At 49.8% G+C, this 14,749-nt stretch carries 16 protein-coding genes; all 16 read right to left on the minus strand.

The features are described from left to right. Positions 1-88 precede the first annotated feature (88 nt). The 16 genes from flgG to trmFO all read right to left on the minus strand — a co-directional run bounded on the left by flgG (position 89) and on the right by trmFO (position 14,748). Complete coding sequence (gene flgG / locus NST84_RS17790; protein ID WP_342561504.1) at positions 89-907, minus strand: flagellar basal body rod protein FlgG; 819 nt, start codon at positions 905-907, stop codon at positions 89-91. A 122-nt stretch (positions 908-1,029) separates the two neighbouring features. Next, positions 1,030-1,413: a TIGR02530 family flagellar biosynthesis protein gene (locus NST84_RS17795; RefSeq protein WP_342561505.1), complete on the minus strand. Its 384-nt coding sequence runs from the start codon at positions 1,411-1,413 to the stop codon at positions 1,030-1,032. Next, positions 1,410-1,907, minus strand: a complete 498-nt coding sequence (gene flgD / locus NST84_RS17800) for a flagellar hook assembly protein FlgD (protein ID WP_342566466.1) — start codon at positions 1,905-1,907, stop codon at positions 1,410-1,412. The genes NST84_RS17795 and flgD overlap by 4 nt, the downstream gene beginning before the upstream one ends. A 24-nt stretch (positions 1,908-1,931) precedes the next feature. Continuing rightward, positions 1,932-3,368 (minus strand): flagellar hook-length control protein FliK, encoded by a 1,437-nt coding sequence (locus tag NST84_RS17805; RefSeq protein WP_342561506.1) that lies wholly within the window; start codon positions 3,366-3,368, stop codon positions 1,932-1,934. Positions 3,369-3,396: 28 nt separating this feature from the next. After that, positions 3,397-4,347: a kinesin gene (locus tag NST84_RS17810; protein WP_342561507.1), complete on the minus strand. Its 951-nt coding sequence runs from the start codon at positions 4,345-4,347 to the stop codon at positions 3,397-3,399. A gap of 18 nt (positions 4,348-4,365) precedes the next feature. Beyond that, complete coding sequence (fliJ, locus tag NST84_RS17815; RefSeq protein WP_342561508.1) at positions 4,366-4,809, minus strand: flagellar export protein FliJ; 444 nt, start codon at positions 4,807-4,809, stop codon at positions 4,366-4,368. Positions 4,810-4,815: 6 nt separating this feature from the next. Beyond that, a complete protein-coding gene (gene fliI / locus NST84_RS17820) occupies positions 4,816-6,141 on the minus strand; it encodes a flagellar protein export ATPase FliI (RefSeq protein WP_342561509.1) in 1,326 nt (441 codons plus the stop codon). Beyond that, positions 6,122-6,970, minus strand: coding sequence for a FliH/SctL family protein (locus NST84_RS17825; protein WP_342561510.1), 849 nt, complete (start codon positions 6,968-6,970; stop codon positions 6,122-6,124). The genes fliI and NST84_RS17825 overlap by 20 nt, the downstream gene beginning before the upstream one ends. Further along, on the minus strand, positions 6,963-7,979 hold the full coding sequence (gene fliG / locus NST84_RS17830; RefSeq protein WP_342561511.1) for a flagellar motor switch protein FliG: 1,017 nt from the start codon (positions 7,977-7,979) through the stop codon (positions 6,963-6,965). The genes NST84_RS17825 and fliG overlap by 8 nt, the downstream gene beginning before the upstream one ends. A 4-nt stretch (positions 7,980-7,983) precedes the next feature. After that, positions 7,984-9,573, minus strand: a complete 1,590-nt coding sequence (fliF, locus tag NST84_RS17835) for a flagellar basal-body MS-ring/collar protein FliF (protein WP_342561512.1) — start codon at positions 9,571-9,573, stop codon at positions 7,984-7,986. Between the two features lie 33 nt (positions 9,574-9,606). Beyond that, positions 9,607-9,915, minus strand: a complete 309-nt coding sequence (gene fliE / locus NST84_RS17840) for a flagellar hook-basal body complex protein FliE (protein WP_342561513.1) — start codon at positions 9,913-9,915, stop codon at positions 9,607-9,609. 29 nt (positions 9,916-9,944) lie between these two features. Continuing rightward, positions 9,945-10,397 (minus strand): flagellar basal body rod protein FlgC, encoded by a 453-nt coding sequence (flgC, locus tag NST84_RS17845; protein ID WP_342561514.1) that lies wholly within the window; start codon positions 10,395-10,397, stop codon positions 9,945-9,947. A 6-nt stretch (positions 10,398-10,403) separates the two neighbouring features. Continuing rightward, positions 10,404-10,814, minus strand: a complete 411-nt coding sequence (gene flgB, locus NST84_RS17850) for a flagellar basal body rod protein FlgB (protein ID WP_342561515.1) — start codon at positions 10,812-10,814, stop codon at positions 10,404-10,406. Positions 10,815-11,192: 378 nt separating this feature from the next. Then, positions 11,193-12,593, minus strand: coding sequence for an ATP-dependent protease ATPase subunit HslU (hslU, locus tag NST84_RS17855; RefSeq protein WP_342561516.1), 1,401 nt, complete (start codon positions 12,591-12,593; stop codon positions 11,193-11,195). A gap of 33 nt (positions 12,594-12,626) precedes the next feature. Beyond that, positions 12,627-13,169, minus strand: coding sequence for an ATP-dependent protease subunit HslV (hslV, locus tag NST84_RS17860; protein ID WP_342561517.1), 543 nt, complete (start codon positions 13,167-13,169; stop codon positions 12,627-12,629). 220 nt (positions 13,170-13,389) lie between these two features. Beyond that, on the minus strand, positions 13,390-14,748 hold the full coding sequence (gene trmFO, locus NST84_RS17865) for an FADH(2)-oxidizing methylenetetrahydrofolate--tRNA-(uracil(54)-C(5))-methyltransferase TrmFO (protein ID WP_342561518.1): 1,359 nt from the start codon (positions 14,746-14,748) through the stop codon (positions 13,390-13,392). Position 14,749: the final 1 nt, after the last annotated feature.

Here is a 14,749-nt window from a genome sequence, read left to right on the forward strand (position 1 = left end):
TTCCCCCCCAAGACGTTGCCATAACAGTTAAGCCCATAAGCGAAACGTTATTATTATACAGCAATTTTATGATGATGATCTAAATAAATTAGCGTTTTAGATTTACAACTTCCTGCAGAACTTCATCTGAAGTTGTAATAATCCGGGAATTTGCCTGGAAACCGCGCTGGGTAACGATCATTTCGGTAAATTCGCCTGTCAGATCGACATTGGACATTTCCAGCTGCCCCGCCACGATCGAACCAGTGCCTACTTCAGTATTGTTGGCTGTTGTTGGAGCAAGCTCACCTTCCGCATTGGCGTTCAGCGTCATCCGGAACAGGTTGCCGCCGACTTTTTCCAGACCCTGCGGATTGCTCACCTTGGCAACACCGATTTGTACACCGGCTTCAGTCGTTCCGTCAGCCATGGTCTGCACAATCGTACCGTCACTGGAGATCGAAAATGCTGTTACGTCCTCACCCAGCTGAATCGCTTCACCGTCTGAATCCAGGACATGCAGCCCGTCTGATGTGATCAGGTTACGGTTAGCATCTACATGGAAGTCACCGGCACGGGTCAGGAAAGGTGTTTCCTGATCATCTGACAGCCGGACCAGGAAGAATCCGTCTCCGTCAATCCGCAGATCCGTAGGATTGTTGGTAGTCATGGCACTGCCAGCCAGGTGAAGGGTATCTACCGAACCAATGCTTACGCCAAGACCGATTTGCTTGGCATTGACCCCGCCCTGTCCGCCGTCAACCGGTGCAGAAGCACCAGATGTCGTCTGGCTCATAATATCCTTGAACATAACGCGGCTGGATTTGAAGCCGATTGTATTCACATTGGCAATGTTGTTACCGATAACATCAAGCTTTGTCTGGAAACCGCGCATACCCGAAACGCCTGAATACATAGATCTTAACATAATTAATGTCCTCCTAGATTGAGAGTCAGCTGACTCTTCATATAGTAATGAAAAATTCCATTCTGCTATGGCCGCGTCAGTCGGTCGGCGGCCATTCCGGCTCTCCGGTTAGGACCGGCCGGTTAAGAAATTATCACTGCACTGTCAATTTGCGTAAATACATTATCTTTCATTGAACTGCCATCCATCGCTGTTACCACTGTACGGTTTGGTATACTGACAATCAGTGCCATGTCCTTCATCAGAATTAAAGATTCCTTGCTGCCTTTGGCGGCTGCCTTCTCTACAGCATTCGATATCTGATCCAGCTGGCGGCTGCCAAGCTCAATTCCCCGCTGCTCAAGCCGTTTGGCGGCATGATTGCTGAACTTAAGCATGTTTTTCTGCAGTACACTCTCAAAGCTTGCTTCACTGCCGGTACCGCTTTTAGCTGTTTGTGACCGCTGGAGCGCCTGCGGATGAACCGTACCGGGGTACAGCTGGCCTATAGTCAGCCGTTCACTCATATGCTCGCCCCGCTCTCCTCACTGCTTACTGATGGTTCGTTGCTGCTGACAGTATCCACTTTTGGAGCGGCGTTCTGAATCTGTGTAATACTCGTCAGCGCAATACGTTCACTGCCTACAACCGCATACTGTATTCCGCCGCTGACCACGATGGATTCCACATTGCCTGATTTCGGCAGCTCTGTCGAAGCATCATTCCAGGTGATATCCTTGCCGATCAGGCCGGATACAGAACCCAGAGACTGGTTCAATGCCGTAAGCTGGGTTGAAATATTCATTAGCTGCTCTACAGATGAGAACTGGGCCATCTGGGCGATGAACTCCTTATCCTCCATCGGCTGCATCGGGTCCTGATTCTGCAGCTGGGTAATCAGAATCTTCAGAAACTGGTCTTTACCCAGTGTGGAGCTGCCGGTTGTTTTGGGCGTTGCGGAAGTATCCGCCACATAATTCCATTGATTATTGTTTGAAACCGGATTGGTTGTTGTCATTATTGATTCACCTCACTTTTGATTAAATTAGGCTTTGGCTGAGAAGCCTCCATCCGGAGTCCGGAGATCCTGTCCGCCGTTAGCGGCCCATTCCTTAAACTCACCGTTCAGCTCAGCAGCAAGCACTGCATCTGCAATATCTTCACGGCGGTCTCTGGAGTGACCGTTCTGTTGTCCTCCTGAATTCGGCTGACGTCCCTGCTGTCCGTTAAACTGTGAGAACAGCGGCGTATTCTGTGTCACCTCGAGCTTTTCCACTTGAATTCCCTGAGACTGGAGAGCTGCACGCAGCTGGCTCATCTGCTGCTCCAGCATTTCCTTCGCTCCGGAGTGGGTTGTTGCAAACTGGGCAATCAGATTACCGTTTTGCATAGTGATCTTGACATCGACCTGTCCAAGATTTTCCGGGAACAAGGTTATAACGGCCTCAGCGACTCCGCCTTTGCGGACGATTTCGAGCTTGCCGCTGATGAAAGTATCCATCTGCTGGGCAAATTGGGTAACCGGCACCTTGGCTGGTTCAGCCTTCAGCGGGGCTGTGAGACCTTCTCTGATTGATAATTGTCCGGCAGTCATCACATCATTGTTGTCTGCAGCCGTCTTTGCCTCCGGCAAGGACTCTTCTGCTGATGAGGATTGCTGGTCACCTCCGGCTATAGCTGCTTTGGTCAGCGGTGTGTTAAGCGTTTCTTCACCGGCCTTGGCGGCAGCGGACGGATCAACCAGTACAGGAACAGCTTTGTCAGCTGAATGCTCCGTAACTCCGTTCTCCATATGCTTACCTTGTACAGTGTTCACTGCATTATTTAAAGCTTTGCCTTTGGCTTTATTATCAGGGCTAACAGCTTCATTCAGCATGGTTGAAAACTGCTTCAGAAGTTCGGTACCCCGGGCAGCTGATGCTTCATCTCCACTCACAGCCGCCTGCTGCAGAGTAGTGACCAGACTGTTAAGCTCATCCTGCACAGCAAACCGGATGGTATCAGCGCTCTGGGCCAGCGGTGATAATGCCGCAGCCGTTCCTGCGCCCTCACCGGCCTCACCTTGCCCTGATGTACCAGAACCGGAGAGAAACTGGGTGACCTGCAGCAACCATCCCTGAAGAGCTGCAAACAGGGCCGGATCAGCACTCAGGCTCTCATCCAGTTTGTCTAGGTCTTCTGCAAGATTTTGCAGCAGGTCTGCATTCTGAAGCCCGGTTTCACTGCCTGCTTCTTCACCGCCGGACTGTACTGCAGCCAACAGACCTTGCAGCAGTGATGCCAGACCTCCGGACTGAGGTGCTGCTTCAGCGTTACCGGTTGTGCCGTTCATCGACTGCACGAGTGTCTGGGCAAACGGCTGTGCTGTTGAAGCGCCTCCTGCAGCAGCTCCTGCCTGAGCGGATACGCTCCTGCCTGAGCCGGATGTTCCATTCATCTGGAGCATATTGCCGCCTGAAAATGATGGTAAAACTAAACTCATATTTGTATTTCACCTCCCCTCAGAAATATTATTTACCGCCCATCAGGCGGTTCAGAACTTTAGCTGTAAGTGCAGGGTCCTTCTTGGTCATTTCGCCCAGGATCGAGGATCTGACCGAGTCGCTTACCGTATTCAGCACCGTAATAACCTTGTCCGGACTGACACTGTACATTGAGCTTAGCAATGATCCTGCTTCAGCAGCCGGCATTGAGGTAAAGGTCTGGCCCAGTTTCTCCTGATCCAGATTATTACTTGCAGCAGCGGTTGTTGTAGCTGTGTTAGCCTGATCCTGTTTGAGTCTCGATTGAAGGGCTGCAATAGCCATATCGGTTGAATTCGTAGTTTCCTTTAGCTTTATTGACACTTCTGCAGCTTTTCCCGGATCCATTTTTTCCAGAATAGCCGTTTTACTGGCTGTATTCATGGCACTTAGAATCTGCACCTGCTCTTCCGTCGTCAGATTCTCCATAATCGGCGCTGCTTTGGAAGCTTTCATTCCTGAATACAGTTTAGCCAGTTCAGTTACTTTATCCTGGTAAGGGTCCACTTCCTCTGTGGCTGCCTCAGCGGCGGCGGCTTCTGCCTTCATGCTGTCAATCTGCTTCTGCATTGCTTCAACCTGGGTAGTCTGTGCAGTCTTTTCTTCATTAACCTGCTTCAGCTGTGCATCCTTTTCGGCAAGCTGGGCCTTCAGTTCTTTAATCGTTGATTCCGAGCTTGCCGCCTGCTCTTCACTCTGCGCTGCTTCTTTCTCTGCCGCTTCACTTCCGGGCTCTACAGCCGGATCAGGAATCCATTGATTCACTACAGGAATCTTGTTAGCTACTTCCAGAGCTTTGTTGCGGATGTCCATATTAAAAAGAGTCAGCAGCACGCCAAGCAGCACGAGTGTGAAAATAATCGGGATCATCAGAAATAAAAACCGCTCGAATTTGCTTGCCGACTCTTCATTTTCAAATTCCATATCATTATTAGCCACTAGCGGAAACCTCCCGGGTTAGAGGGATTTCATCGCGAAGCGGACGGTAGCCATCTCATCCAGTTCGTTTTGTTCCCGTAAAATCATATCCTGCTGAAAAATATTTTTCGCCTTGTCTCTGGCCTTCAGCCAGACCTTCTCATCCAGCACCTTCGTGCTAAGGTGATCCTGCTTGTGCTGAACCTCCTGATGCGCCCGGTTAATATCCTTGTATTTACGGGCAATGCAGGTATCCAAAAACTGTACATAGTTCTGCATTTCAATAATCTTGCTCATCGGCGTTCTCTGCTGGGCAGCATTCTGCAGCGACAGCATCAGCGAACTGCGCTGACCCAGTAATTCATCAAGGCTTTTTTCCTGAGCCTGCAGTTCTCCGAGTGCAGTTGAGAGCATCCACTCTGCCTGTGTTTTCTCGTTGCCCTTCAAGTCCACAACTTTTTGAAAAGTATAATGGAACTTCATTGCCTATCAACTCCTTGAGAACTGTGAAATTAAAGATTGCTGAACTTCTGATAAGGTTACCTTCTCGTTCACCTTTTGTTTGGTGAATTCCCAGATGCTGTCGATAAAATGCATGGACTCGTCAATCTGGGCGTTAGAGCCCCGCTGGTAGGCCCCGATATTGATTAAATCCTCGGAATCTTTATATACCGCCATCAGCCGCTTCACATTCTCGGCTGCCGCAATTTGCTGCTCAGGAGCGATATCCTTCATAACACGGCTAATGCTGGCAAGCACATCAATGGCCGGAAAATGACCCTTATTGGCAATACTCCGGTTAAGGACAATATGTCCGTCCAGAATGCCCCGCACAGCATCGGCAATCGGCTCATTCATATCATCACCGTCAACGAGTACAGTATAGAAGGCGGTTATAGAGCCTGTTGGGCCGGTTCCCGCCCGCTCCAGCAACTTTGGCAGACTGGCGAAAACGGAAGGCGTATAGCCTCTCATAGCAGGCGGCTCACCGACAGCAAGTCCAACCTCACGCTGGGCCATGGCGTAACGTGTCACGGAATCCATCATCAGCATGACGTTAAGTCCACGGTCACGGAAATACTCAGCGATCGTAGTGGCAATCAATGCCCCCTTGATCCGGATCAGTGCCGGCTGGTCTGATGTAGCGACAACCACCACCGAACGCTGCAAACCTTCAGGACCGAGATCGCGCTCGATAAAGTCAAGCACCTCTCTTCCGCGTTCACCAATCAGCGCGATTACGTTGACATCGGCCGAAGTATTTCGGGCAATCATCCCCATGAGCGTACTCTTGCCGACCCCTGATCCGGCAAAGATACCCACACGTTGTCCTTTACCAATTGTGAGCAGGCCGTCAATTGCCCTGACTCCGATGCTTATCGGCTCATGCACACGCGGACGCGTTAACGGATTGGAAGGTATGTTGAAGGTCGAGGCATGAGGCATCCGTGCCGGAATCAGCGAGCCGTCAAGCGGCTGGCCAAGCCCGTCGAGCACTTTGCCCAGCAGCTCTGAACCCACCTGCACACTTAGCGGTTTGCCGGTGCCTACGACGTCACAGCCGGGGCCAATCGCCTGCAGCTCCCCAAGCGGCATCAGCAGGACCTTATTGTCCCGGAACCCTACCACTTCAGCCTGTAAGGGCTTATTACCCTTGGCGGGATAGATATAGCATACATCCCCGATACTGGCATCCGGCCCTTCAGACTCCACCATTAGTCCAATAACCTGGGTAACCTTCCCGTTAATTCTTACCGGATCAAAATTGCGCAAATGTTCTTTGTAACGTCCACTGTCAAGCATCGGCTTCCCCATTTCTCTGCTCCTCAGCGTCCAGTGCGATTCTTACCAGTGATTTTTTGATTTCAGCAAGCTGTGTATCAATGCGGGCATCAATGCTTCCGAAGGAAGAACGGATGACGCAGCCCATATCCTTAACAGTAGAGTCCGGCAATATTTGAAGCTCGGCCTGCGAATCAACAGCAAGTGAGAGCTCCTCTCTGGCTGCGTTGACAAATGTAAACTGTGAAGGCGAGACACAAAGGGAAATCAGTCCCTGCTCGCGTTTGCGCGCCAGATTTTTGCGGATCAGATCCATGGCGAACTGCGGCTCTACCGTCAGCTGCTTGTCTACAATTTTCTCAGCAATGGAGCAGCTCAGCTCTACCAGAAAGGGCTCGGCTTCCTGGATAATGACATCACGAGCTTTGTACGCTTCCTGCAGCACTGTTCGTGCTTCTTCCATCATCTCGGCCATTCTTTTGGCCATATCATGCTCGGCCTGTGTCATGCCCTCCTGATAACCTTGCTGAAACGCCTCGGATTTCACAGCTTCAATGAGATGCTCATCCTGCTCGCGGCGCTGGCGCCACCACTCTTCCGCTTCCGTCCGTGCTGATTCCACAATATTTTCAGCTTCCAGCGATGCTCCGCGCACCTGTTCTTCAGCAAATTCCTGAGCGTCCTTCAGCATCTGCCTGCGGCTCTGCTCTGCCTCTTCACGGGCCGGGTCATGATAATGAACCTCTCCTGCCGGCTCCTCCGCAGCGGATTCCTCGGCAATTCCGGCATTCTGTCTGGCCTGTTCCAGCCGTTTAAGCACATCTACCGGAACATATTGGGAGTGTTTAATCAGCTTAGACAATGATGTCATCTCCTCCACCACGGGCGATGATAATTTCACCTGATTCTTCAAGTCTGCGGATCGTGCCTACAATACGGGTCTGAGCTTCCTCGACATCACGCAGCCGCACAGGTCCCATATATTCCATTTCCTCGCGGAAGGTTTCGGCCATCCGTTTTGACATATTGCGGAAAATAACATCCCGCACCTCTTCGCTGGCAACTTTAAGCGCAAGCTGCAGGTCGGCATTTTCGATATCCTTGATAATACGCTGGATCGAACGGTTGTCCACGTTGACGATATCCTCGAATACAAACATCCGCTTTTTGATCTCTTCAGCCAGCTCCGGATCCTGAATTTCCAGCGAATCGAGAATGGTGCGCTCTGTTCCGCGGTCTACCCCGTTCAGGATCTGTACGATAGATTCGATACCGCCGGCATTCGTATAATCCTGAGTCACTGTAGCAGACAGCTTTTGTTCCAGCACCCGTTCAATTTGAGTAACAACCTCCGGCGAGGTGCTGTCCATAATTGCAATTCTTCTTGCGACCTCCGCCTGCTTCTCCTGCGGCAGGGAAGACAGGATGCTGGCAGCCTGTTCAAACTGCAGGTAGGACAAGACCAGCGCAATCGTCTGGACATTCTCATTCTGAATGAAGTTCAGAATCTGGTTAGGATCAGCCTTACGGGCAAAATCAAAGGGTCTGACCTGCAGGGTCGCGGTCAGGCGGTTGATAACCTCAAGCGCTTTAGTTGAGCCGAGCGCCTTCTCGAGAATTTCCTTGGCGTAATTGATACCGCCCTGTGAGATATATTCCTGTGCGAGACAGATCTGATGAAATTCGGACATAATCGACTCTTTTTCAACACCGTCCACCTTGCGGACATTGGCTATCTCCAGAGTGAGCTGTTCAATTTCTTCGTCTCGTAGATGTTTGAATATTTGCGCCGATACCTCGGGCCCTAGTGTGATAAGCAGGATCGCCGCCTTTTGGCGGCCGCTGAGACCCTGCTGGCTAGCTTTTGCCATTAGTTCACCTCTGTTCGTCTGCAAGCCATGTACGCAGCAGGTTCACGAATTCATCCGGCTTCTTCTTGGCCAGGCTTTCCAGTTGCTTGCGAACCTGACTTTCATTCGTCACGCTCTCCAAGTTAATGGATGGGAATTCAGTAGGAACCTGAAGCGGAATGTCTTCTTCCACTTCTAACTCTTGCTTGTTCTTGCGGCTCCGGTAGATCAGGAATCCGCCGCCTGCACCGACCAGCAGTGCGGCTGCTGCAATCGCCCAGATCATCCATGTCGCCAGACCGCCACCAGCGGCTTCAGCTGTCGTACCTCCGAACTGCTGCGAATACACCGAAACTTTTTTAGTCAAATCCGCGTCTGTATAAGTGACTCCTGAATCTGCCAGTGATGCACGCACAATGTTAACCAGGATATTCTGGATTGCACCAGATGTCGCCTCGTCCAAAGTTGTTTGTCCGGCAGGTGGTTCAACTGCGACGTTAATGGTTAAATCTTTAACAGTATATGGGCTCGCTATGATATCCTTTGTAATCCGGTTAACTTCAAAGTTCCTGGTCTCCGAAGATTCCTCAGAAGTAGAAGTCCCCGTATCAGTCCCCGCTGGATAACCTGAGACATCTTCCGATCCTGTACCTGCAACACCTCCGGTGGTGTTACCCTGACCCGAATAGGTATTGCTGATAATCTGCGAACTGATTTCAATTCCGCGCATATTTTCCGTATCCACAGGTGTAACCAGATCTTCCGTCCGGCTTTCCTTATCAAAATTCAATTTGGAGAATACCAGAACGTCCACTTTGTCGGGACCAGTAAGCGTACTAAGAAATTGTTTAACATTTTTCTTAACTTCATCTTCAAATTTCTTCTGCAGGGCAAAGTTTTCTTCGACCTGGCTGGACACCCCGGCTTGGCCGCCTTTGGCTGTCGGCATTAATTCAGTCTCATTACTAGTAATTGTAATATTGTCAACCGGTAAATTCGGGACGGCAGTCTTCACAAGATTGAAATATCCGTCGATATTATCCTGTGACGGCCTGAAACCCGGATCAAACGTAAGCACGATTGATGCATAAGCCTGCTCTTGGGCCTCCTGGGAGGCAAAAACAGTCTCTTTGGGGAGCGTAACCAGCACTTTAACGTCCTTAATCCCCTGCATCCGCCTCATCAGCTGCTCAACTTCCCCATTCAGCGCATTATTATACTTCACATTGAATTCGCTGTCTGTAGTCCCGATCATAGATGAAGACTGATCAAAGATTTTGTATCCGATCGAGCCTTCCTGCACGATTCCTTGAGAACCGATATCCACCTTAATACGGTTAGCCTGGGTGCTTGGCACTGAAATGCTTCTGCCATCCGGACTCAGCTGGTAAGGAATTCCCGCAGAATCCAGGTAGGTCATAACTCCGGCGGAGTCAGTATTGTCCAGATCCCGGAAAGCCACTTCGTATTCCGTCTTCGATAGTTGCATCGTCAAAACTACGATTATAATGATGATGATAAAGAGCGTAGAGAAAAATAATATTTTTTGTTTACCGCTAAATCTGTTCCAATACTGGACTACCTTGTCCCTGTATTGGGCAAATCTTTCATTCACAGTGTCACCCCATCCGAAACTAAGCTAGATTATTTAGATCTGAGTTCTCATAATTTCCTGATAGGCTTCAATCACTTTGTTCCGGACTTGTGTAGTCAGCTGCAAACTCAGCAATGCCTGTTGTGAAGAAATCATCGCCTCATCGACATTAACCTCTCCCAAAACAAATTTGTTGCTCATTTCCTTGGACTGCTGTTCCTGGGCAGCCACTTGATTCAGGGCATCCTCCAGATAAGAGCCAAAGCTCTGGCCGGAACCGGACACTGTTCCCGCTTGTGCAGTTGCGGTCTTCATGGCCAGCGGCTGGACGGATTGTGTTCCAATCATAAAATTCTGTATCAATGATTACCCTCCTAATTGTTCAATTAAGCTTACTTTCCGATTTCGAGCGCTTTGCTCACCATCGCCTTGGATGCATTCAGCATCGTTACGTTGGCTTCATAAGAACGTGAGGCAGACAGCATATCCACCATCTCTTTGGTCAGATCGACGTTAGGCATATACACATACCCGTCGGCATCCGCATCCGGATGGGTCGGATTATAGACCGGCTTCAATGGAGAAGAATCCTCTATAATGGATTGTACCTTGACCCCTTCAGTCCCGTTACCGCTGTTCATTTTGGAATTCAGAATATTTGAAAAGCTGTTGTTCTGCTCTGTTCCCAGCACAACAAGTTTACGCTTGTACGGCACAGCCTGACCGTCTACTACGGAGGCTCTGGTCGTCTCGGCATTGGCAATATTGGAGGAAATAACATCCATTCTAAGCCGCTGGGCGGTCAAAGCTGAAGCACTGATTCCAAAGCTGCTACCAAAGTTCACTATTTATTACCCTCCCTGCACAACTGTACGCATCATAGTAATCTGACTGTTCAATTGTTCGATATAAGAATTGTATCTGAGCTGGTTCTCAGCACTGAGCGCCATCTCCCGGTCCATATCCACGTTATTGTCATTATTGTTCATTGAAGTTGATGTGTCTGTACTTACCATCGCAGACGGTACAGCAGCGGCAGCATAACCGAATTGGAAGTGGCGGGAATCCGTTACTTTCGCACCCAGCGTCGGTTTCACTCCATTTTCCTGTCCGGCAAGTATGCTTTCAAAAGAAACATCAGAGCGTTTGAATCCCGGCGTATCCGCATTGGCTATGTTATTGGCCAGTACACTTTGTCGTTTTGTGGCGGCTTCAAGGCCTCCCTGTAATCTCTGAAAACTGACACTGTTCAGCAAACCCATAGTAATCCCCCTTCCAAAGCTATCATAATGAAAAGAATTCCACAACTTCTTACGAATCCCTGCTTGTTTCGACAAAAAAAGCTAAATTTCATGCCATATATTTAACCAAGCAGTCGAAAGGTGTCGATGGATAATTTTATTAGTAATCTCACATACTCTGATTTTCGTAGAATTTGTATATTATTACAATAAGAAATAAGCCCTATCTTTTCTGAAAAGAGAGGGCTTACAGCACGGTTTTTCAATTAAATGCCATTTCTTTACCATTTTATTCTATTATCTGTAATATATTTACATGATATAGCCTATTTACATGATTTTTATGCAAGTCACTAATTCAATATACCTAATTTTAAAGAAAATGTATTGGTTGCCTCTTTACAAGATATATTGACTTAAATCGCGGTCCTGCGCGATTCCTGACAGTTTTTCGCGAACATACTCAGGTGTAATCACCATAGTCTCCAGTGTCAGCTCAGGCGCCTCAAATGAAAGGTCTTCCAGCAGCTTCTCAAGAATGGTATGCAGGCGGCGGGCTCCGATATTCTCCATGTTCTGGTTGACCGAAGCAGCGATTCTGGCGATCTCCTGAATCGCCTCATCCTTGAACTGGATCTCGATATTCTCTGTCTTGAGCAGATTTACGTATTGCTTGGTCAACGCATTCTGCGGTTCAGTCAGGATCGATACAAAATCCTCAAGTGTAAGACTGCTCAGCTCTACCCGGATCGGAAAACGGCCCTGAAGCTCCGGAATCAGATCTGAAGGCTTGGCAATGTGAAAAGCACCCGCTGCAATAAACAGCACATAATCAGTCTTTACAGGGCCGTATTTGGTCATCACAGTGGAGCCTTCAACGATAGGCAGAATATCACGCTGTACGCCTTCCCGGGATACGTCAGGCCCGGAGCCCTTGCCCTGGCTGGCAACTTTGTCGATCTCATCGATAAAAATAATACCGGACTGTTCTGCCCTGGCCACAGATTCCTGGATCACATCATCCATATCAATCAGCTTGGCAGCTTCATCCTGAATCAGCACCTTGCGTGCTTCCTTGATTGGCAGCTTACGTTTTTTGGTCCGTTTGGGCAACAGATTTCCGAACATCTCCTGCATATTCATACCCATCTGGTCGTTACCCTGGCCGGCAAACATATCGAGCATGGTTGGAGCCGTATCCTCCACATCAATCTCGATGATGTCTTCCTCCAGCTGTCCTGCGAGCAGCTTGAACTTAATGCCGCGGCGGCGCTCACTCAGGGTGCCGTCTTCCGGCTCTTCCTTACTGTCCTCAGTGCTGCCGCTGTTCCCGCCGAATATCATCTCAAACGGGTTACGCTGTGATTTGTTCTTTGAGGATGACGGGGCAAGAATCGCAACGATCCGTTCATTTGCCAGTTCTTCGGCACGGTCCTTCACCTTCTCTGTCCGCTCCAGCTTGACCATGCGGATGGAGGTTTCCACCAGGTCCCGGACCATAGACTCAACGTCACGGCCTACATAACCAACCTCGGTAAACTTGGTAGCTTCCACTTTGATGAAGGGGGCATTGACCAGCTTGGCAAGCCGGCGGGCAATCTCTGTCTTCCCGACGCCGGTCGGCCCGATCATCAAAATGTTCTTGGGTACAATCTCATCACGCAGATCATCAGTAAGCAGACTGCGGCGGTAACGGTTACGCAGAGCAACTGCGACCGATTTCTTGGCCTGCTTCTGGCCTACGATATATTTATCAAGTTCAGCGACGATCTGGCGGGGTGTGAGCGATTGATTCACCATTACGACTTCCTCCCTCTTTCTGTGGCACCGTGCCTACAATTGTTCAACGATTATATTGGAATTGGTATATACACAAATCTCGGATGCAATCTGCAGCGCTTCCCTGGCGATCTCAGCTGCACTCAGATTACCTGCATGGCGTTTGAGTGCCCGGCCCGAGGCTAAAGCAAAGTTACCGCCGGAGCCGATCGCAAGCACATCATCATCAGGCTCAATAATTTCCCCGTTACCGGAAATAAGCAGCATGCCTTCCTTGTCCATTACAATCATCAGCGCCTCCAGCTTGCGGAGGATCCGGTCCTGGCGCCAGTCCTTGGCCAATTCGACCGCTGACCGCTGCAGGTTACCATGATGCTCCTCCAGCTTGCCTTCAAACTTTTCAAACAGGGTAATCGCATCAGCTACGGAACCCGCAAAGCCGGCGATTACTTGTCCTCTGTACAGACGGCGCACTTTTTTGGCAGTAGTCTTCATAATGACACTATCGCCAAAAGTAACCTGTCCGTCACCGGCGATTGCGGCATGGCCGTTATGTCTTACGGCACAAATAGTAGTTGCATGAAAGCTGGGTAACATAGTTTGGCAACCTCCTAGAATAAACTTACTTCCAAGTAGAAACGACATAGCTGTTCTTCAGAGAAGGCAGCAACCGTTTCTGCGAGAAATATCAGATCTGTATAAGACCGCAGGTTTATATTTTCTGATATTTCAAAATAAATGAACTTAAGAATGAAGGTCATAACATTCTTAAGTTCATCCTCTATAAATCATAAGCTTATGCTGTGCAAACTTCAAATTATGACAGGCCAGGCTCCGCAGTTTCAGGCTCCTTGTAAGCAAGGCCTGTACGGTTAGCAAATGCAGCCAGGCTGTCCAGCGCACGGTGGGCAAGCAGCTCGTTCTTTTCTTTCTTGTTACGGATCTTTTTTTCCGGCTTCGGCAGCAGTCCGAAGTTGGCATTCATTGGCTGGAAATGCTCCGGATCAGCGGAAGTAATATAGGCCGGCATACTGCCCAGCACGCTGTCCTCAGGGAATACCAGCCCTTCCTCGCCACGAGCCGCTCTGGCTGCATTGATACCGGCAATCATACCGGAGGCTGCCGATTCCACATAACCTTCAACCCCTGTCATCTGGCCGGCAAAGAACAGTCTTTCATGCCCCTTCATCTGATAGGTCGGATGCAGCAGCTTCGGAGAATTAATGAATGTATTGCGGTGCATTACACCGTAACGGACATACTCGGCATTTTCCAGGCCTGGAATCATGGAGAACACACGCTTCTGCTCGCCCCATTTCAGGTGAGTCTGGAAGCCTACCAGATTGTAGAGCGTACCGGCAGCATTATCCTGGCGCAGTTGAACAACCGCGTAAGGCAGCTTCCCGGTATGGGGGTTCACAAGCCCTACCGGCTTCATCGGACCGAACAGAGCTGTCTGCTTACCGCGCTTCATCATAATTTCAATCGGCATGCAGCCTTCGAAATAAATTTCTTTCTCGAAATCTTTCAGCGCCGCTGTCTCGGCAGTAATCAGCGCATCATAGAAGCGGTCGAATTCTTCCTCATTCATCGGACAGTTCAAATAGGCCGCTTCACCCTTGTCATACCGGGACGCCAGATAAACCTTGCTCATATCTATGCTGTCCTTCTCGACAATCGGGGCTGCCGCATCATAGAAGTAAAAGTATTCTTCCCCGAGCAGTGCCTTAATATCAGCAGACAATGACGCAGATGTCAGCGGACCGGTAGCAATAACAACAATCCCGTCCTCAGGAATTTGGGTCAGCTCTTCATTAATGACCTCCACGAGCGGATGCTCGTGCAAGGTACGGGTGATCTCTCCGGAAAATCCGTCACGGTCTACCGCCAGCGCACCGCCGGCAGGCACCGCATGACGGTCGGCAGCGCTGAGCACCAGCGAGTTCAGGCGCCGCATTTCCTCCTTCAGAACCCCTACTGCATTTCCAAGTCCGTTGGCCCGCAGTGAATTGCTGCACACCAGCTCGGCAAACTGATCTGTATGGTGGGCCGGCGTTTTGACCACCGGTCTCATTTCATATAGTCTGACGGGAACCCCGCTTGAGGCAATCTGCCAGGCAGCTTCACTGCCGGCGAGGCCCGCGCCAATTACTGTTACTTTAGCTGTGTCTTTCAAA

The sequence above is a fragment of the Paenibacillus sp. FSL R7-0345 genome (assembly GCF_038595055.1).
Lineage (GTDB): Bacteria > Bacillota > Bacilli > Paenibacillales > Paenibacillaceae > Paenibacillus_AQ.